Annotated in this window: 14 protein-coding genes and 1 pseudogene; 6 read left to right on the top strand and 9 right to left on the bottom strand. The window is 74.0% G+C overall.

The window, feature by feature from the left end:
- Positions 1-17: 17 nt before the first annotated feature.
- Together MW084_RS16090 and MW084_RS16085 are read right to left on the bottom strand one after the other, a co-directional pair.
- Positions 18-1,436: a sensor histidine kinase gene (locus MW084_RS16090; RefSeq protein ID WP_010469374.1), complete on the bottom strand. Its 1,419-nt coding sequence runs from the start codon at positions 1,434-1,436 to the stop codon at positions 18-20.
- 31 nt (positions 1,437-1,467) lie between these two features.
- A complete protein-coding gene (locus MW084_RS16085) occupies positions 1,468-2,205 on the bottom strand; it encodes a response regulator transcription factor (protein ID WP_010469372.1) in 738 nt (245 codons plus the stop codon).
- Positions 2,206-2,470: 265 nt separating this feature from the next.
- Between MW084_RS16085 and MW084_RS16080 the strand changes: the two genes are divergently transcribed.
- The 5 genes from MW084_RS16080 (at position 2,471) to MW084_RS16060 (ending at position 8,109) form a co-directional block, all read left to right on the top strand.
- A complete protein-coding gene (locus MW084_RS16080; protein ID WP_039828926.1) occupies positions 2,471-3,256 on the top strand; it encodes an amino acid ABC transporter ATP-binding protein in 786 nt (261 codons plus the stop codon).
- Between the two features lie 33 nt (positions 3,257-3,289).
- A complete protein-coding gene (locus MW084_RS16075) occupies positions 3,290-4,213 on the top strand; it encodes a glutamate ABC transporter substrate-binding protein (RefSeq protein WP_010469367.1) in 924 nt (307 codons plus the stop codon).
- An 89-nt stretch (positions 4,214-4,302) separates the two neighbouring features.
- Positions 4,303-4,950 (top strand): amino acid ABC transporter permease, encoded by a 648-nt coding sequence (locus MW084_RS16070; protein WP_010469361.1) that lies wholly within the window; start codon positions 4,303-4,305, stop codon positions 4,948-4,950.
- The gene (locus tag MW084_RS16065) at positions 4,947-5,882 is read left to right on the top strand and encodes an amino acid ABC transporter permease (protein ID WP_010469360.1); all 936 of its coding nucleotides are present in this window, start codon (positions 4,947-4,949) and stop codon (positions 5,880-5,882) included. The genes MW084_RS16070 and MW084_RS16065 overlap by 4 nt, the downstream gene beginning before the upstream one ends.
- Before the next feature lie 535 nt (positions 5,883-6,417).
- The gene (locus MW084_RS16060) at positions 6,418-8,109 is read left to right on the top strand and encodes an FAD-dependent monooxygenase (protein WP_010469359.1); all 1,692 of its coding nucleotides are present in this window, start codon (positions 6,418-6,420) and stop codon (positions 8,107-8,109) included.
- A gap of 55 nt (positions 8,110-8,164) precedes the next feature.
- Here MW084_RS16060 and recX read toward each other — a convergent pair whose 3' ends face one another.
- From recX to MW084_RS16025, 7 genes are all read right to left on the bottom strand, one after another.
- The gene (gene recX, locus MW084_RS16055; protein WP_010469358.1) at positions 8,165-8,734 is read right to left on the bottom strand and encodes a recombination regulator RecX; all 570 of its coding nucleotides are present in this window, start codon (positions 8,732-8,734) and stop codon (positions 8,165-8,167) included.
- A 3-nt stretch (positions 8,735-8,737) separates the two neighbouring features.
- Positions 8,738-9,868 carry a recombinase RecA gene (recA, locus tag MW084_RS16050; protein WP_010469357.1) on the bottom strand — a complete coding sequence of 377 codons (1,131 nt, stop codon included), beginning with the start codon at positions 9,866-9,868 and terminating at the stop codon, positions 8,738-8,740.
- A 393-nt stretch (positions 9,869-10,261) separates the two neighbouring features.
- A complete protein-coding gene (locus MW084_RS16045; RefSeq protein WP_255116089.1) occupies positions 10,262-11,419 on the bottom strand; it encodes an AI-2E family transporter in 1,158 nt (385 codons plus the stop codon).
- Positions 11,420-11,651: 232 nt separating this feature from the next.
- The gene (locus MW084_RS16040) at positions 11,652-11,846 is read right to left on the bottom strand and encodes a DUF3046 domain-containing protein (protein ID WP_010469355.1); all 195 of its coding nucleotides are present in this window, start codon (positions 11,844-11,846) and stop codon (positions 11,652-11,654) included.
- Positions 11,847-12,102: 256 nt separating this feature from the next.
- Positions 12,103-12,420, bottom strand: coding sequence for an AzlD domain-containing protein (locus MW084_RS16035; protein ID WP_010469353.1), 318 nt, complete (start codon positions 12,418-12,420; stop codon positions 12,103-12,105).
- Complete coding sequence (locus MW084_RS16030) at positions 12,417-13,154, bottom strand: AzlC family ABC transporter permease (protein WP_010469351.1); 738 nt, start codon at positions 13,152-13,154, stop codon at positions 12,417-12,419. Before MW084_RS16030 ends, MW084_RS16035 begins: the two co-directional genes overlap by 4 nt.
- A 46-nt stretch (positions 13,155-13,200) precedes the next feature.
- Positions 13,201-14,073 carry a helix-turn-helix transcriptional regulator gene (locus MW084_RS16025; RefSeq protein ID WP_010469350.1) on the bottom strand — a complete coding sequence of 291 codons (873 nt, stop codon included), beginning with the start codon at positions 14,071-14,073 and terminating at the stop codon, positions 13,201-13,203.
- A gap of 90 nt (positions 14,074-14,163) precedes the next feature.
- Here MW084_RS16025 and MW084_RS16020 point away from each other — a divergent pair.
- Positions 14,164-17,818 (top strand): annotated as a pseudogene (locus MW084_RS16020) (Lhr family ATP-dependent helicase); the annotation flags it as partial.
- Position 17,819: the final 1 nt, after the last annotated feature.

Below are 17,819 nucleotides of genomic sequence, written 5' to 3'. Positions count from 1 at the left end.
GGGCCGCCGGCACTCCCTCACCGGGGCGGCTGCGGTCCGGTCCCCTCGGGCGCCGTGCGCGGCAGCGCGAGGGTGACGCGCAGGCCGTGCGGGTCGTTGTGGGCGAAGGTGATCGATCCCCCGCCGGCGGTGAGCAGCGACCGGCAGATGGACAGTCCCAGGCCCGATCCCTTGACGTTCTGGTGGCGGCCGCTGCGCCAGAAGCGGTCGCCGACCCGGTCGAGTTCCTCGTCGGTGAGTCCCGGCCCGCGGTCGGCCACGACGATCGTCGACGTGTCGCCGCTCGCCGCCGCCCCGACGGTCACCGCCTCGCCCGCGGGGGTGAACTTGAGGGCGTTGTCGATCACCGCGTCCAGGGCGCTGGAGAGTGCCACCGGGTCCGCCCAGGCGGTGACGGCGGCGGGCCCGCAGCCGGTCAGGCGCACGCCCCGCTCCTCGGCGAGCGGGCGCCAGGCCGCGACGCGTTCGGCCGCCAGCTCCCCGACGTCCGTCAGCCGCAGGTCCGCGGAGGCGTGTTCGGCCAGGGCCAGGTCCAGCAGGTCGTCGAGGACCCGCGCGAGGCGCTTGCCCTCCGTGCGGACGGAGGCGACCTCCTCGTTCCCCTCGGGAAGCTCCAGCGCGAGGAGCTCGATGCGCAGCAGCAGGGCGGCGAGCGGGTTGCGGAGCTGGTGCGAGGCGTCGGCGACGAACGCGCGCTGCTGCTCCAGCACCTCCTCGACGTGGTCCGCCATCTCGTTGAACGACCGTGCCAGGCGCCGCAGTTCCGGGGGGCCGCCCGACGCGGCGACCCGCGAGGTGAGCCGACCCGTCGCGATGTCGTGGGCGGCGGCGTCCAGGACGCGGACCGGCTTCAGCACCCAGCCGGTGAGCCGGAACGCGAGGCCGACGGCCAGCAGCATCGCCGCGCCCTCCCCCGCCGCGATCAGCAGCCAGCCGTGCAGGATGCGGGAGCGCAGCCGTCCGGTCGGCGAGTCGGTGACCACCACGGCGACCACGTCGCCGTCCCGCACCACGGGCGAGGCGACGGCCAGCCGGGGGTCGTCCTGCCAGGGCCAGACCTGCGGCGGATCGTGCGACCTGCGGCCGAGCAGGGCCTCGCCGAACACCCGGCGCAGTTCCCCCTCCCCCGGCACGGCCCACCTGCCGGGCGCGGCGGCCATGGCCGTGCCGTCGCGGTGGTACACGCCCGCCCGGATGCCGTACACGTCGTGGTAGCGGACGAGTTCGCTCTGGAGGGTCGCCCGCCGCTCGCCGCTGCCGGGGCCGGACTCGGTGACGTACTGGGCCAGGGCGGCGAAGCGCGCCGTGTCGTCGATCCGGTCGACGACCACCGCCTGCTGGCGGGCGGCGGCGAGGCTCCCCGCGAGGGGGAAGCCGAGCGCGAGGAGCACACCCGCCAGGAGCACGATGAGCAGCGGGAGAAGACGCGTACGCACGGGTCGCCGGCCGTTTCGTCGGGCGCCGGCCCTACCGGGCCGCCGCCGGGGCGGCGGGGGCGACCAGGCGGTACCCGACGCCGCGCACGGTCTCGATCAGGGACGGCAGCCCCAGCTTGGCCCGCAGCGACGCGACGTGGACCTCCAGCGTGCGGCCCGTCCCCTCCCAGCTGGTGCGCCACACCTCGCTGATGATCTGCTCGCGGCGGAAGACCACGCCGGGCCGCTGGGCGAGCAGCGCGAGCAGGTCGAACTCCTTGCGGGTGAGCTGTACGGCCGCGCCGTCCATGCTGACCCGGCGGGTGGGCAGCTCGATGACGACCGGGCCCAGCCGCAGGGGTCCCGTCCCCGGACCGGGCAGCGGCGCGGACCCGGTGTCCTCCGGGTCGCCGCCGGCGGCGCGGCGGCTGACGGCGTGGATGCGGGCGAGCAGTTCGCCCGTGTCGTACGGCTTGACGACGTAGTCGTCGGCGCCGAGGTTCAGCCCGTGTATGCGGGAGCGGACGTCCGACCTGGCCGTCACCATGATCACGGGAGTGCAGGTGAGCTTGCGGAGCTTCCCGCAGACCTGGTAGCCGTCCTGGTCGGGGAGGCCGAGATCGAGCAGGATCACACCGAAGGGCGCCCTGCCCGCGTCACCGCGGGGCAGCACCGCCCTGAGGGCCTCCTCGCCGTTCCTGGCGTGCGTGACGGCGAATCCGTGCTTCCTGAGCACGGCGGAGAGGGCCGCTGCGACGTGGTCGTCGTCCTCGACGAGGAGAAGTCTCATGGCCTCCCTCCGGTGGTACGCCGATCACCTCGGCGACATCCTGACGTCATGCATCACGGCATCCATGCCGATGGCGGGCATCTCAGTCAAGGGGGTGGGGGCCGGTACCGCGGTTCCGTTACCCACCCGTACCCGGGCCGGCGACCTCGTTCACGCAGCGTACCGGCCCGCGGCCGGATCGTTATGCTCAATTTCCGCTCAGATGTGCTGACGCTGGTCTCGGGCCGTGGCTAAGGTCCTGCCCAACCGACGAGGACGGAGCATGATGAGCGGAGTGTCAGTGACCAAGGCCAGTGACGGCGCCGCGGCGGCGGCAGACGGCCTGGTGGTGCTGAGCAACGTCAACAAGCACTTCGGCGCGTTGCACGTGCTCCAGGACATCGACCTGACCATCGCGCGAGGCGAGGTCGTGGTCGTCATCGGTCCCTCCGGATCCGGCAAGTCCACCCTGTGCCGCACGATCAACCGGCTGGAGACCATCGACTCCGGCACGATCACGATCGACGGGAAGCCGCTCCCGGCGGAGGGCCGCGAACTCGCCCGGTTGCGTGCCGACGTCGGGATGGTCTTCCAGTCCTTCAACCTGTTCGCGCACAAGACGGTCCTGGAGAACGTCGTGCTCGGCCAGGTGAAGGTCCGCAGGACGGACCGGGAGACGGCGGAGGCGAAGGCCCGGCAGCTGCTCGACCGGGTGGGGGTGGCCACCCAGGCGGACAAGTACCCGGCCCAGCTCTCCGGCGGCCAGCAGCAGCGGGTGGCGATCGCCCGTGCCCTGGCGATGGACCCCAAGGTGATCCTCTTCGACGAGCCGACCTCGGCTCTCGACCCGGAGATGATCAACGAGGTGCTGGAGGTCATGCAGCAGCTCGCCCGCGAGGGGATGACCATGGTCGTCGTCACCCACGAGATGGGCTTCGCCCGGTCGGCCGCCAACCGGGTGGTCTTCATGGCGGACGGCAGGATCGTCGAGGAGGCCACGCCCGACCGGTTCTTCAGCAACCCGCGCAGCGACCGCGCCAAGGACTTCCTCTCGAAGATCCTGCACCACTGACGAGTACGCACCAACGACGTGAGGGATGTTCACATGAAGCTCCGCAAGGTCTCCGCCGCCGCAGCGGCGGCCCTCGTCCTCGCGCTGACCGCCACGGCGTGCGGCGGCAAGGAGGGCTCCGCCGGTGACCCGCAGTCCGTCAAGCCGGGGCAGTCCGGTGCGCCGGAGCTGCCGAAGTACACCGTCGCCCAGGACGTCGCGCTGGACTCGCCGACGTTCCAGAAGGCCAAGCAGCGCGGCAAGCTGATCATCGGGTCGAAGGCGGACCAGCCGTACCTCGGTTTCGAGGACCAGGCCACCAAGAAGCGCTCCGGTTTCGACATCGAGATCGCCAAGATGATCGCCGCGGACCTGGGCTTCGGCGAGGACAAGATCGAGTGGAAGACCGTGGACTCGGGCGTCCGCGAGACGGCGATCTCCAAGGGCCAGGTCGACTACTACGTCGGCACCTACACGATCAACGACAAGCGCAAGCAGCTCGTCGGTTTCGCCGGGCCCTACTACAAGGCCGGCGCCGACCTCCTCGTGCGCAAGGACGAGAAGGCCATCACGGGACCGGAGACCGTCAAGGGCAAGAAGGTCTGCTCCATCGTGGGCTCCACCCCGCTGCAGGAGATCAAGAAGCCCCAGTACGGCGCGCAGACCACCGAGCTGGCCAAGTACTCCGACTGCGTGCAGCAGCTCCTGACCGGCCAGGTGGACGCCGTCACGACGGACGACTCGATCCTCAAGGGGTACGCCGCGGCGAACCCGGGGAAGCTGAAGGTCGTCGGCAAGCCCTTCACCGAGGAGCCCTACGGCATCGGCATGGACAAGGGCGACAAGGCCCTGCGGGACTTCGTCAACGACTCGCTGGAGAAGCGCGTCAAGGACGGCACGTACAAGAAGATCTACGAGGCCACGCTGGGCCTGTCGGGGTCGCCCTTCGTCGAGCCGCCGGCCGTCCAGCGCTACTGATCCCGCCCTCGGCGAGCGCCCCGCACGCGAGACGTGCGGGGCGCGCCGCCCNGCCCTCCCGCCCCTGCCGCCGCCGACGCGGAGACCTCATGAATGTACTGTTCGACCACTTCTCGGCTTTCCGTGCCGGCTTCCTGGGAACGCTGTCGATCACCGTCCTGAGCAGCGTGCTCGCTCTGCTGCTGGGCGTCCTGATCGCCGCGTTCCGCGTCTCGCCGGTGCCTCCCCTGCGGTTCTTCGGCGCAGTGTGGGTGACCCTGCTGCGGAACACGCCGCTGACGCTGCTCTTCCTCGTCTCGTTCTTCGTCGTGCCGGAGATCCTCTTCCCCGGCATGAGCACCTTCCTCCTGGGGACGCTCGCGCTGGGCCTCTACACCTCGGCCTTCGTCGCCGAGGCGGTCAGGTCCGGTGTGAGCACGGTTCCGCTGGGCCAGGCGGAGGCGGCGCGTTCGCTCGGCATGTCGTTCGGCCAGACCCTGCGGCTCGTCATCCTTCCGCAGGCCACCCGGACGGTCCTCCCGCCGCTCAGCTCCATCTTCATCGCGCTGACGAAGAACTCGGCGATCGCCGGAGCGTTCAGCGTCACGGAGCTGTTCGGCTGGCAGAAGCTGCTGAGCGACCAGGGCTACGACATCGTGTCCCTCTTCTTCTGGGTGGCGCTCGGCTACCTGGTCATCACGTTCACCATCAGCGGCGTCTTCCGTCTGCTGGAGCGACGTCTGGAGGTCGCACGATGAGTGCCAGTGTCCTGTACGACGCCCCCGGACCCAAGGCGATCGCACGCAACCGCGTCTACGCCGTGGTCGGCACGCTCGCCGTGCTGGGCGTGATCGGCGTCAGCATCGCCCGCCTCGCGCAGAAGGGGCACTTCGCCCCCGAGATGTGGGACATCTTCAACTACGCGGGCATCCGGCAGAGCATCGCCGAAGGCGTGATCTCGACGCTCAAGGCCTTCGCCATCGCCGCCGTGGGCTCCCTGGTGCTGGGCGTGATCCTGGCGGTGGGGCGGCTGTCCGAGCACAAACCGGTCCGGTGGCTGGCGACGACCTTCATCGAGGTCTTCCGCTCCATCCCCCTCCTCATCACCATCTACGCGGTGTGGGTCGGCTTCCTCACCGACCACTCCATGTGGGCGCTCGCCCTGGGCCTGTCCCTGTACAACGGGTGCGTCCAGGCGGAGGTGCTGCGCGCCGGCATCAACTCGGTGCCGCGCGGCCAGCGGGAGGCGGCGTACGCACTGGGGCTGCGCAAGACCCAGGTGATGACCAGCGTGCTCATGCCGCAGGCGGTGCGGGCGATGATGCCGACGATCATCAGCCAGCTCGTGGTGACGCTGAAGGACACCTCGCTCGGCTTCATCATCCTGTACCCGGAGCTGCTGTACGCGGCCCGCCTCATCGCGAGCAACACGCAGGTCAACGGGCAGTACCCGTACGTCTCGACCATCATCGTGATCGGCGTGATCTACGTCGCGATGTGCCTGGCGCTCTCCGCCCTCGCCAACTGGATCGAGCGGCGCGGCCGCAGGGCGAAGACCGGGATCGGCACGGCCGCCGCGGCCGAGCCGGAGGAGGCGCCGGGTGTCCTGGGCGGGACGGGGACGCCCTCCGACGAACTCGGACCCCACATCGCCGAAGGCTCCCACGTCACCAAGGACCCCCGCGCCTGAGGGACCCGGCGGGCGGCCGGACGGCCGGCGGGGTCCGGCGGGGTCCGGCGGACGGCTCTCGGCCGCCGGCCGGGCTCCGGCGGGTTCTCCGGTCCCCGGCCGGGCCTCCCTCACTCCGCCGGGGCCTCCGCCGGGCCGCCCTCACGCCCGTCTCCGGGCCGCCTTCGCGTCCGCCGCTGGGCCGCCTTTCCCTCGAACCGCCTTCCGGCCGGGGCGCCGCGCTCCCCGTGAGCCCTCCCGAGTACGGCCGCGGCGGTTCGGAACCCGGCCCGGGCGGAGGCCCGGGGCCTCCACGCGGGGCGGTACGGAACCGGCCGCCGCACTCGTACGGAAGCGACCCGCCCGCAGGGCGGCGGTCGCGTCTCCCGGAGCACACGGCGGCGGCGCCCCGCGCGCTCCGCCGTCACTTGACGCAAACACGTGCAGTGGGTTGCATACGTTCTGTGATCATTCCCCGGGTACCAGTCGTACATCCACATGTTTCCCCCGCTCACCCCAGGCCCCTTCGGATCGCGGGAGTCACGGGAGTCACGACATGGACCCGGTGATCATCGTCGGGGCGGGACCGGTCGGGCTCGCGCTGGCCCTCGCGCTCGCCGTCCAGGAGGTGCCGTCGGTGATCCTGGACGAGGGGACGGGCGACGAGGAGCACCGGCCCGCCCGGACCGTGGTGCTGCGGGCCGACACCGCCGCGTTCGTGGAGCGGCTGGGCTGCGCCGGGGCGCTGCGGGACGAGGGCGCCCGGTGGACCGGGTGGCGGTCGATGCGGCGCGGGCAGCTCGTGCGGCACCTGTCGTTCTCGGACGTACCGGCCGGCGGGGCGGTGGACGGGGACGGCAGGGCGGGGCCCGCCAAGGCGGGATCCGGTGGAACGGGGCCCGGCGAGGGGATCGCGGCGCCGCTGCACGTTCCGCAGCACGCGCTGGCGGGAGCGCTGCGCGAAGCCCTCGCCTCGCCCCTCGCGGCCGGACTGGTGCAGGTCGCCACCGGTTGCCGCCTGGACGCGCTGGAACAGGACGACAGCAGGATCGCGGCGCACACCCGCGGGGCCGGCTCGACGTGGTGGCGGGGAAGCCACCTGGTGGGGTGCGACGGCGCGCGGTCCACGGTGCGCAAGCTGCTGGGCGTCCGCTTCCCGGGCCGTACGGCGGTGGAGCGCCACGCTGTCGCGACGCTCCGCACCGAACTGCCGTGGCCGGACGAGGGTGTGCTGCACCGCCGGCCGCCGTGGCGGGGCGGCGGCGGCGAGGTGACGGCACGCCCGCTCCGGGACGGGTGCTGGCGGCTGGACTGGCTGCTGCCGCCGCGCGGGGACCTGGTGACGCCGGAGGCCCTGGTGCGGCGGATCCGGGAGACCCTGTCGGGGTGGTGCGGGGAGACACCCCCGTACGAGCTGATCGACACCGGTGTGTACACGGTGCACCACCGGCTCGCGCGGCGCTGGCGGACCGGGCGGGCCTTCCTGGCCGGTGACGCCGCGCACCTGCTGGGCGCGCTGGGCACGCAGGGCTTGGACGAGGGACTGAGGGACGTGGAGAACCTGGCCTGGAAACTGGCACGGGCGTGGCACGACGGCGGTGCTCCGGAGGTGCTGCTCGACAGCTACCAGGCGGAACGGCGCGCCGCGGTGGCCGCGCGGTTGCGGACGGCGGATCAGGCGCTCCCGGCGCTGCGGGGCGAGGGCGGGCTGCGGACGTACCTGCGGGGCGGCTCACGCGGGTACGACGCGCTGCTGGCCGACGGGCACCTGGGGCTCGGAGCGCTGGGCGGCCCGCCCGCCTACCTCCACTCGCCGCTCACTCCGGTGGACGTGGAGGACGGGGTGGCGGTCGGTACCGCCCCGGGAGCGCCGGTCGCCGACGTGTCGGTGACCGCACCGGACGGGACGGAGGGGCGGCTGCGGGACCGGCTGGGGCGGGGGCTGCTGGTGGTGCTGGTCGCCCCGGGGACCGGGGTGTGGGACCGGCGGCACTGGGTCAGCGCCGGGGTGATGCCCCGGCTGGCCGAGACGGTGCGGACCCTGCCCGTACCGGGTGAGCTGCTGGTCACGGAGGCGTACCCGGGTGCGGCGGCGCACACGGTGTTGCTGATACGCCCCGACGGCCATCTCGCCGCGGCCTTCGCCGGCGTCCGGCCGAGGACCCTCCGCGCGGCGGCGCGGGTCGTGCTGGGGGCGGCGCCGGGGCCGGCGGCCGAAGCGGAGGAGGAGGCAGCCGACGCCCCCTGACCTTCGGGGCGGGGGACGAGAGCCGGTCGGGGTTCTCCGCGGGGACGGGCCGCCGTCAGGGGGCGTCGAGGTCCAGGCCCCCGGTGTCCTCGCCCTCCTCCTCCAGTGCCCGGCGGACGACCCGGAGGGCGAGGCCCTCGGGGTATCCCTTGCGGGCGAGCATGCCGGCGAGGCGGCGGAGCCGGCGGTCGCGGTCCAGGCCGCGGGTGGTGCGCAGTTTGCGCCGGACGAGTTCGCGGGCCGTCTCCTCCTCCTGCTCGGCGTCGAGCCGGCCGACCGCCTCCTCGATCAGGGAGAAGTCCACGCCCTTGGTACGCAGTTCCCTGGCGAGAGCGCGGCGGGCCAGGCCGCGGCCGTGGTGCCGGGACTCCACCCACGCCCCGGCGAACGCGGCGTCGTCGATCAGGCCGGCCTCCTCGAACCGTGAGAGGACGTCGTCGGCGATCTCCTCGGGAACGCCCCGCTTGTGCAGCGCGTCCGCGAGTTGCCTGCGGGTGCGCGGCATCCCGGTGAGCAGACGCAGGCAGATCGCCCGCGCCTGCTCAGCCGGGTCCCGCGGCGGCGGCTCCTCCTCGGCCCTCGACGAGTCGGTGCCGCCGCCCGGCCGTTCGGTGCGCCGGGCCACGGGTCACCCCTTGGCCGCTGCGGTCCGGGGCGCCTTGGCGGCCTTCACCGCCGGTGCGGGGACCTGCTTCACGGCCTCGCCCGGGGCGTCCGCCGCACCCGGCGCGTCCGGGGCCGGCTCCGTCACCGCGGTGTCCGGCCGGACACCGACGCCCAGCTTCTCCTTGATCTTCTTCTCGATCTCGTTGGCGAGGTCGGGGTTGTCCTTGAGGAAGTTGCGGGCGTTCTCCTTGCCCTGGCCGAGCTGGTCGCCCTCGTACGTGTACCAGGCACCGGCCTTGCGGATGAAGCCGTGCTCGACGCCCATGTCGATCAGGCCGCCCTCGCGGCTGATGCCCTGGCCGTAGAGGATGTCGAACTCCGCCTGCTTGAACGGCGGGGCGACCTTGTTCTTGACGACCTTGCAGCGCGTGCGGTTGCCCACCGCGTCCGTGCCGTCCTTGAGCGTCTCGATGCGGCGGATGTCGATGCGCACCGACGCGTAGAACTTCAGCGCGCGGCCACCGGTGGTGGTCTCGGGCGAGCCGAACATCACGCCGATCTTCTCGCGGAGCTGGTTGATGAAGATCGCCGTGGTCTTGGACTGGTTGAGCGCGCTGGTGATCTTCCGGAGCGCCTGGCTCATCAGGCGGGCCTGCAGGCCCACGTGCGAGTCGCCCATCTCGCCCTCGATCTCCGCGCGCGGCACGAGCGCGGCGACGGAGTCGATGACGATCAGGTCGAGCGCACCGGAGCGGACGAGCATGTCCACGATCTCCAGGGCCTGCTCGCCGTTGTCCGGCTGGGAGAGGATGAGGTTGTCGATGTCGACGCCGAGCTTCTGGGCGTACTCGGGGTCGAGCGCGTGCTCCGCGTCGACGAAGGCGACCTGGCCGCCGGCCTTCTGCGCGTTGGCCACGGCGTGCAGGGTGAGGGTCGTCTTGCCGGAGGACTCCGGGCCGTAGATCTCCACCACACGGCCGCGCGGCAGGCCGCCGACGCCGAGTGCCACGTCGAGCGCGGTGGAGCCGGTCGGGATGACCTCGATGGGCTCCCTCGACCGCTCGCCCATGCGCATCACGGCGCCCTTGCCGAATTGCCGTTCAATCTGTGCGAGCGCGGCGTCGAGCGCCTTCTCGCGGTCGGTTCCTGCCATGGGTTCCACCCGGTTTGCTTGAGTCGATCGCTTCACGTCAAAGACGCTAACCCCTGCCACTGACAACGCGCCTCGGCGTGCCTCCCGGCCTGTGGAAAACCGCCGTTTCGGCACGTAGAGCCCCAGGCCACCCTCTCATAAGAATAGATGTTCGATTTTTGTGTCAAGCGAGCCGCGCCGCCGTGCGGCACCCTGGCGCGGGCGTCGCGGTCCGCGCGCCGAGGAGCGGCGCACGCAGGGAGGCCGGCGCCGGACGGGGCCGTACGGCACCGCTCCCGCCTGCCCGCGCGGCGCCGGCGCGAACCGCGCGGACCCCGCCCTCCGGCCCGNNNCNNNGGGACTGACCGCCCCGCCCTTCCCCGCCTCCTCCCCGACGGCTCCGGGGCGGCGCGGTCAGTCCCCTGCCGCGGGCGGCACCTGGTCGCGACCGGTGCGCAGCGCCCGCTGGAGCCTGGCCAGCACCATCTCGCCGTGCCGCCGGTGACCGTGCACGCGCGGGTCCTCCGTCACCGCGTACCGCTTCACGTACGCGCCGAGGAACGCCTGGAGCGTGGCCACCGCGGGGATCGATATCAGCGCGCCGACCGCGCCGAGCAGCGCGGTGCCCGCGACGACCGAGCCGAAGGCCACCGCCGGGTGGATGTCCACGGTCCGCGCCGTGAGCTTGGGCTGGAGCAGGTAGTTCTCGAACTGCTGGTACACGACGACGAAGGCCAGCACCCACAGCGCGTACCAGGGGGCGACGGTGAACGCGATCAGCATGGGCAGCGCACCGGCCAGGTAGGTGCCGATGGTGGGCAGGAACTGCGAGACGAGGCCGACCCACACGGCGAGCGCGGGCGCGTAGGGAACGCGCAGGAACTCCAGCAGGACGAAGTGCGCCGCGCCGGAGGTCAGGGCCATCAGGCCGCGCGAGTAGAGGTAGCCACCGGTCTTGTCGACCGCGATCTCCCAGGCCCGCAGCACCTCCGCCTGCTTCGCCGGGGGGAGGACGGAGCACAGGGCCCGGCGCAGGCGTGGTCCGTCCGCGGCGAAGTAGAACGAGAAGAGGAAGATCGTCAGGAGCTTGAAGAGCCCGCCGAGCACGGTGGCGGAGACGTCGAGCACGCCGCTCGCACTGTTCTCCACGTACTTCCTGAGCCAGTCGGAGCGCAGCAGGCTGTCCTGGACCGCGACCCGGGAGAGTTCGGTGTCGAAGGTGTGGTTGATCCAGTTGATCAGCGAGTCGAGGTACTTGGGCAGGTCCTCGACCATGTCGACGATCTGGCCGGCGAGCATCGACCCCAGCAGGAGGACGAAGCCGACGCCCACGACGAAGACCCCCAGGAACACCAGGAAGGTCGCGAGGCCCCGGCGCATCCCCCGGGCGGCCATCCGGCCGACCACGGGCTCGACGGCGAGGGCGAGGAAGAACGCGATCAGGATGTTGATCAGCAGCCCGGTGAGCTGGTGGAAGGCCCAGCTTCCCAGCTGGAAGCAGGCGTAGAGGGCCAGGGCGAGCGCCATCGCCTTCGGCAGCCAGCGCGGCATCCGGGCGGCGCCCGCGGGCACCGGGGCCGGACCGCCGGCCGGGGCCGCGGGCGNNGCNCGGANGNGNTCGGCGGGCNGGCCGGCCCGGTCGCCACGCCGGTCGACGAAGCGGCCGGTGCACCGGCCGGCTCGGAGTCGGGGACGGGGTTCTGGGTCTCGTCAGTCGGGGCCACGGGGCAAGTGTCGCGTACGGCGGCGACACCGCGCCCGGCCCTGTGGACGACCCGGGCGCGGTACCCGGCCGGACCCCGGGTCAGCGCTTGTCGGCGGGGACGTCGACGGCCGCGCACACGGCGCGCCACACGTCCTTCGCCTCCCATCCGGCGTCGAACGCCTCGTACACCGTCCGCCCGCCCAGCTCGGACATCACGTGGTCCCGGGCGAAGGACTCGGCATAGGACCCGCCGAAGTGGCCCGCCATGCGTTCCCAGAAAGTCGTCAACCGCATGCGCCCAGTATCGCGCCCCCCGCGCACGGACCGTCCCCGGGCCGTGCGCGGGGCTCCCCCGGCCCCGGGGAGCACGACCTCGCGGAACTGTCCGCCCCGGCCGTATCCGGCTCCCCCCTCACGGGCGGACCGGTGCCGTCCGGTTCACCGCCCGCGTTCCCGGGCGAGGCCGTTTTGCGTGCCGCCTCCCGGCGGCGGCACCGGCCGGGCGCACGGCCGCCCCGCGGGCCGACCGCCCGCTCCCGTCCCGCGCGGGTCAGCCGCCCAGGGCCCGCACCCCGGCCGTGACCGCCACGGCCGCGGTGACGACCACCAGGAACGGCGCGCGGAACACCAGGGCGAGGGCCGCCGCGGCGAGCCCCGCCCCGCGGGCGTCCAGCACGAGCGCGCCGCCCGCGCCGAACGTCTGCTGCGCGGTGAGGGCGGCGAGCAGTGCGACCGGCAGCAGCGCCGCGAGACGCCGTACGAGGGGCTGCTCCAGGGCCCTGGCCGGCACCAGCAGGCCGCCGAGTTTCAGCAGGTAGCAGCCGACGGTGGTCAGGCCGATCGCGACCCAGACGGCGGTGGCGCTCATCGCCGGGCCTCCTTGCGCCCCAGCGACCACAGGACGGCGGGTGCGGCCAGCGCCGCGACGAGCACCGGCACGCCGGCGGGCAGCACCGGCAGGAACCCGAGCCCCAGGACGACCGCCAGCGCGGCGACGGCCCGCTCGGTCGCGGAACGCAGCATGGGGGCGAGCAGGGCGAGGAACACGGCGGGCCCCGCCGCGTCGAGACCCCAGGCACCGGTGTCGCCGACGGCCTCCGCCCCCAGGGCGCCGGCGAAGGTGGTGAGGTTCCACAGCACGTAGAGGGTGAGGCCGGTGACGGTGAAGCCGATCCTGGCGGCGCGGCGCGTGGGCTGCGCGAGGGCCACCGCCGCGGTCTCGTCGATGACCCACTGGGCGGCGGCGGGGCGCACCGCGCGCGGGAGGGCCAGCAGCTGGGACAGGCGCAGCCCGTAGAAGGCGTTGCGGGTGCCGAGGAAGAAGGCGCCCGCGGCGGCGGTGAAGGGACTGCCGCCCGCGGCGAGCGCGCCGACCAGCGCGAACTGCGAGGCTCCGGTGAAGACGAGCAGGCTGAGCGCGCAGGTCTGGAGGAGGTCCAGGCCGGCACCGACCGAGGTGACGCCGAAGGCGAAACCGGAGAGGCCGACCGCGACGCCGACGCCGAGGGAGTCGCGCACGACGGCCCGGTCGGGCTTCGCCGGGCCGGGGCGGACCGCCGGCGTGCTCCGCTCCGCGTCGTCCGCGCGCGCGGGGCGCGCCACCGCGGGCGCACTGGGGGGTGTTGACCGTTCTGCCACGTCCGGAACGCTACGGCCGGCCCCCGCCGCCGGTCTTGTACGTTCTTGCGCGTTCCCGCTGGTAGGCGCCGGGCGGGACGCCGACGATCCGGGTGAAGTGGCGGTTGAGGTGCGGCTGGTCGGTGAAGCCGACCGCCACGGCCGCGTCGCCGGGCGGGGTGCCGGACTCCAGGAGGCGGCGGGCGGCCCGTACGCGCGCGTCGGTGAGCCAGGTGTGGGGCGGCATCCCGTACGCCGCCTTGAAGGCGCGCAGCAGGGCGAACGGGCCGGTGCCGAGTTCCCGGGCGAGCTGCTCCAGGGACGGCGGCCCGGCCATGCGGTCGAGGAGCACCTCGCGCGCGGCGGCGGCCGTGCGGGCGCCGGCGGTACGCGGGGTGCTCGGGGGGAGGGACCGGCCGTGGCGGCGCAGCAGCCGGGCGACGGCGATCCGCAGGAAGCTGTCGGCGGCGAGGGCGTCGCCCTGCTCGGCGGCGCGGTGCACGGCGGCGATCAGCCGGGCGGTCCCCTCGTCCTCGACGAGCGCCTCGCCGAAGGAGACCGTGCCGCGCAGGCCGGCCTCCTCCTCCGCGATCCCGGCGACCAGCCCCGATGAGGGGTAGAGCGTGGTGTACGACCAGCCCTCGGGCACGCCGGCGTGCGCGGAGTGCGGCACCTCGGGGTCGATCATGACGACGGTGCCGGGGCCGGCGCTGATCGTCCCCTGGGGCAGGACGACCTCCTCGACGCCGCGGTGGACGGCGCACAGCACGTACCCCTCGTGGCTGTGGCGGGAGAAGGAGTGGCGGACGTAGCGGGCGCGCAGCAGGTCGAGGCCGGGCACCTCCGGGTACCGCCAGTGCCTGGCCCACTCGTCGGGACGCTTGCCGTCCGGGGTGGTCGCCACGCCTCCATTCTGGCCCGCCGGCACCCCCGCCGACCTGCGCGTCCACGGGGCGGACGCCGGTTGTCGGTGGCGGGGTGCACGATGGGGGGCATGGCCGGAACCGCGCTCGACTCCTTCTCCCCCGCCACCCGCGGTTGGTTCACGGGGGCGTTCAGTGCGCCCACCGCCGCCCAGGAGGGGGCGTGGCGGGCGATCGGCGCGGGGTCGGACGTGCTGGTCGTGGCGCCGACGGGGTCCGGCAAGACCCTGGCGGCGTTCCTCGCCGCCCTCGACCGGCTGGCGTCGGAGCCGCCGCCCGCCGACGCGAGGAAGCGCTGCCGGGTGCTGTACGTGTCGCCGTTGAAGGCGCTCGCGGTCGACGTGGAGCGGAACCTCCGCAGTCCGCTGACGGGCATCCGCCAGGAAGCGGTGCGCCTGGGGCTGCCGGAGCCGGAGGTGCGGGTCGGGGTCCGCTCGGGCGACACTCCGGCCGCCGAGCGGCGCGCACTGGCGACGCGCCCGCCGGACATCCTCATCACCACCCCGGAGTCGCTGTTCCTGATGCTGACCTCCGCCGCGCGGGACGCGCTGGCGGGCGTGGAGACGGTGATCCTCGACGAGGTGCACGCCGTCGCGGGCACCAAGCGCGGCGCGCACCTGGCGCTGTCGCTGGAGCGTCTGGACGAGCTGCTGCCGCGCCCCGCCCGCAGGATCGGCCTGTCGGCGACGGTCCGGCCGGTGGACGAGGTGGCCCGGTTCCTCTCGCCGCGGCGGAGGGTGGAGGTGGTCCAGCCCCCGTCCGGCAAGGAGTTCGACCTGTCGGTGGTGGTGCCCGTCGAGGACCTGGGCGAGCTGGGGGGCTCGCCGGCCGCCGACGCGGGTACCGGCCCCGCCGAGAAGCCGTCGATCTGGCCGCACGTGGAGGAGCGGATCGCGGACCTGGTGCAGGAGCACCGGTCGACGATCGTCTTCGCCAACTCGCGGCGCCTGGCCGAGCGGCTGTGCAACCGGCTGAACGAGATCGCCTACGAGCGGGCCACCGGGGAGGAGCTGCCCGACGACGCCTCCCCCGCGGAGCTGATGGCCCAGTCGGGCGCCGCCAGGGGCGCCCCGCCGCTGCTGGCGCGGGCGCACCACGGCTCGGTCTCCAAGGAGCAGCGCGCCCTGGTCGAGGAGGACCTGAAGGCCGGCCGCCTGCCGGCGGTGGTCGCCACGTCCAGTCTGGAGCTGGGCATCGACATGGGCGCGGTCGACCTGGTCGTCCAGGTCGAGTCGCCGCCGTCCGTGGCGTCCGGGCTCCAGCGCGTGGGCCGCGCGGGGCACCAGGTGGGCGCCGTGTCGCGGGGCGTGGTGTTCCCCAAGTACCGGGGCGACCTGGTGCAGGCGGCGGTGGTGACGGAGCGGATGCGGCAGGGCGCCATCGAGTCGCTGCGCGTCCCGGCCAACCCGCTGGACGTGCTGGCCCAGCAGCTCGTCGCCATGGTCGCGCTCGACACGTGGAACTACGACGACCTGCTGGCGCTGGTGCGGCGGGCGGCGCCGTTCGCGTCGCTGCCGGAGTCGGCGTTCACGGCCGTGCTGGACATGCTCGCCGGGCGCTATCCGTCGGACGCGTTCGCGGGGCTGCGCCCGCGTGTCGTGTGGGACCGGGTCACCGGGGCGGTGACGGGGCGCCCCGGCGCCCAGCGCCTGGCCGTCACCTCGGGCGGCACGATCCCCGACCGGGGCCTGTTCGGCGTCTTCCTGGCGGGCGCCGACCCGAAGCGCGGCGGGGGCCGGGTCGGCGAGCTCGACGAGGAGATGGTGTACGAGTCGCGCGTCGGCGACGTGTTCACCCTCGGCACCTCGTCGTGGCGGATCGAGGACATCACCCGCGACCGGGTCCTGGTGTCGCCCGCGCCCGGCGTGCCGGGCCGGCTGCCGTTCTGGAAGGGCGACCAGCTGGGCCGCCCGCTGGAACTGGGCCGGGCCGTCGGGGCGTTCCTGCGGGAGGTCGGCTCGCTGCCGCCCGACGGGGCGCGGGCGCGGCTGGCCGCGGCGGGGCTGGACGCGCGGGCGGCCGACAACGTCCTGGCGTACCTGGACGAGCAGCGCCGCGCCTGCGGGCACGTACCGGACGACCGGACGATCCTCGTGGAGCGGTTCCGCGACGAGCTGGGCGACTGGCGCGTGGTGGTCCACTCGCCGTTCGGCGCGCAGGTGCACGCCCCGTGGGCGCTCGCCCTGGGCGCCCGGCTCGCGGAGCGGTACGGCGTGGACGCCCAGGTCATGCACGCCGACGACGGCATCGTCCTGCGCCTGCCGGACGCCGACCTGATGGGCCTGGACCTGATGGACCCGGACCCGGCGGGCCCGGACCCGCTGGACCGGCAGCCGGCCGCGGGATACGACGGCGAGCAGGCCCCGGTCGGCGCCGCCGACGTCGCGTTCGACAGGGGCGAGGTCGGCCGGATCGTCACCGAGCAGGTCGGCGGTTCGGCGCTGTTCGCGTCCCGCTTCCGGGAGTGCGCCGCCCGCGCGCTGCTGCTCCCCAGGCGCGACCCGGGCAAGCGCACGCCGCTGTGGCAGCAGCGTCAGCGCGCGTCGCAGCTCCTCCAGGTGGCGAGCGAGTTCGGTTCGTTCCCGATCGTCCTGGAGGCGGTCCGCGAGTGCCTCCAGGACGTGTTCGACGTACCGGGGCTCCAGGAGCTGATGGGGGACGTCGAGGCGCGCCGCGTCCGACTGGTGGAGGTCACCACACCGGAGCCCTCGCCGTTCGCCCGCTCACTGCTGTTCGGGTACGTCGCCCAGTTCCTGTACGAGGGGGACTCGCCGCTCGCCGAGCGCCGCGCGGCCGCGCTGTCGCTGGACTCGCGGCTGCTGGCGGAGCTGCTGGGCCAGGCGGAGCTGCGCGAGCTGCTCGACCCGGAGGTGCTGGCCGAACTGGAGCGCGAGCTGCAGTGGCGCACCGACGAGCGCCGGGTGAAGGACGTCGAGGGCGTCGCCGACGCGCTGCGCGTGCTGGGCCCGCTCACCGACGCCGAGTTGGTGGAGCGGGGCGCCGATCCGGTCTGGCCGAGGGAGCTGGCGGCCGCCCGCCGGGCGATCCCGGTCCGCGTCGCGGGCGCCGACCACTGGGCGGCGATCGAGGATGCCGGCCGCCTCCGCGACGCGCTGGGCACCGCCCTGCCGGTCGGTGTCCCCGAGGCGTTCACGGAGCCCGTGAAGGACCCCCTCGGCGACCTCCTGGCGCGGTACGCGCGCACCCGCGGCCCGTTCACGTCCGCGCGGGCCGCCGCCCGGTTCGGTCTCGGCACGGCCGTCGCGGAGGGGGCGCTGCACCGCCTCGCCGCGGCCGGCCGCGTCGTCCAGGGCGAGTTCCACCCGTCGGGCATCGGCCAGGAGTGGTGCGACGCCGCCGTACTGCGCCGGTTGCGGCGCCGCTCCCTGGCCGCGCTGCGCCAGGAGCTCGAACCGGTTCCCCCGGCCGCGCTCGCCACGTTCCTGCCGCAGTGGCAGTACGTGGGAGGCGGCGGGCTGCGCGGCGTCGACGGCCTGGCCCGCGCTGTCGAGCAGCTCCAGGGCGCGCCCGTCCCCGCGTCGGCGCTGGAGCGGCTGGTCCTGCCCTCCCGGGTCCGCGACTACGACCCCCGGCTCCTCGACGAACTCACCACCGCCGGCGAGGTCGTGTGGGCGGGTGCGGGCGCCCTGCCCGGCAAGGACGGCTGGGTGTCGCTGTACCTCGCCGACGCCGCCCCCCTGCTGCTCCCCCGCCCCGCCCGCTGGAN

Source organism: Streptomyces sudanensis, assembly GCF_023614315.1.
Classification (GTDB): domain Bacteria; phylum Actinomycetota; class Actinomycetes; order Streptomycetales; family Streptomycetaceae; genus Streptomyces; species Streptomyces sudanensis.
The sequence above is the reverse complement of the archived record's forward strand: the minus strand, read 5'-3'. Positions and strand labels throughout refer to the sequence as shown.

Coding starts and splice junctions, on each gene's coding strand:
- MW084_RS16065 (WP_010469360.1), top strand. CDS start 4,947: ATGAGTGCCAGTGTCCTGTACGACGCCCCCGGACCCAAGGCGATCGCA.
- MW084_RS16035 (WP_010469353.1), bottom strand. CDS start 12,420: ATGAGCGCCACCGCCGTCTGGGTCGCGATCGGCCTGACCACCGTCGGC.
- MW084_RS16080 (WP_039828926.1), top strand. CDS start 2,471: ATGAGCGGAGTGTCAGTGACCAAGGCCAGTGACGGCGCCGCGGCGGCG.
- MW084_RS16085 (WP_010469372.1), bottom strand. CDS start 2,205: ATGAGACTTCTCCTCGTCGAGGACGACGACCACGTCGCAGCGGCCCTC.
- MW084_RS16060 (WP_010469359.1), top strand. CDS start 6,418: ATGGACCCGGTGATCATCGTCGGGGCGGGACCGGTCGGGCTCGCGCTG.
- MW084_RS16075 (WP_010469367.1), top strand. CDS start 3,290: ATGAAGCTCCGCAAGGTCTCCGCCGCCGCAGCGGCGGCCCTCGTCCTC.
- MW084_RS16070 (WP_010469361.1), top strand. CDS start 4,303: ATGAATGTACTGTTCGACCACTTCTCGGCTTTCCGTGCCGGCTTCCTG.
- MW084_RS16040 (WP_010469355.1), bottom strand. CDS start 11,846: ATGCGGTTGACGACTTTCTGGGAACGCATGGCGGGCCACTTCGGCGGG.
- recA (WP_010469357.1), bottom strand. CDS start 9,868: ATGGCAGGAACCGACCGCGAGAAGGCGCTCGACGCCGCGCTCGCACAG.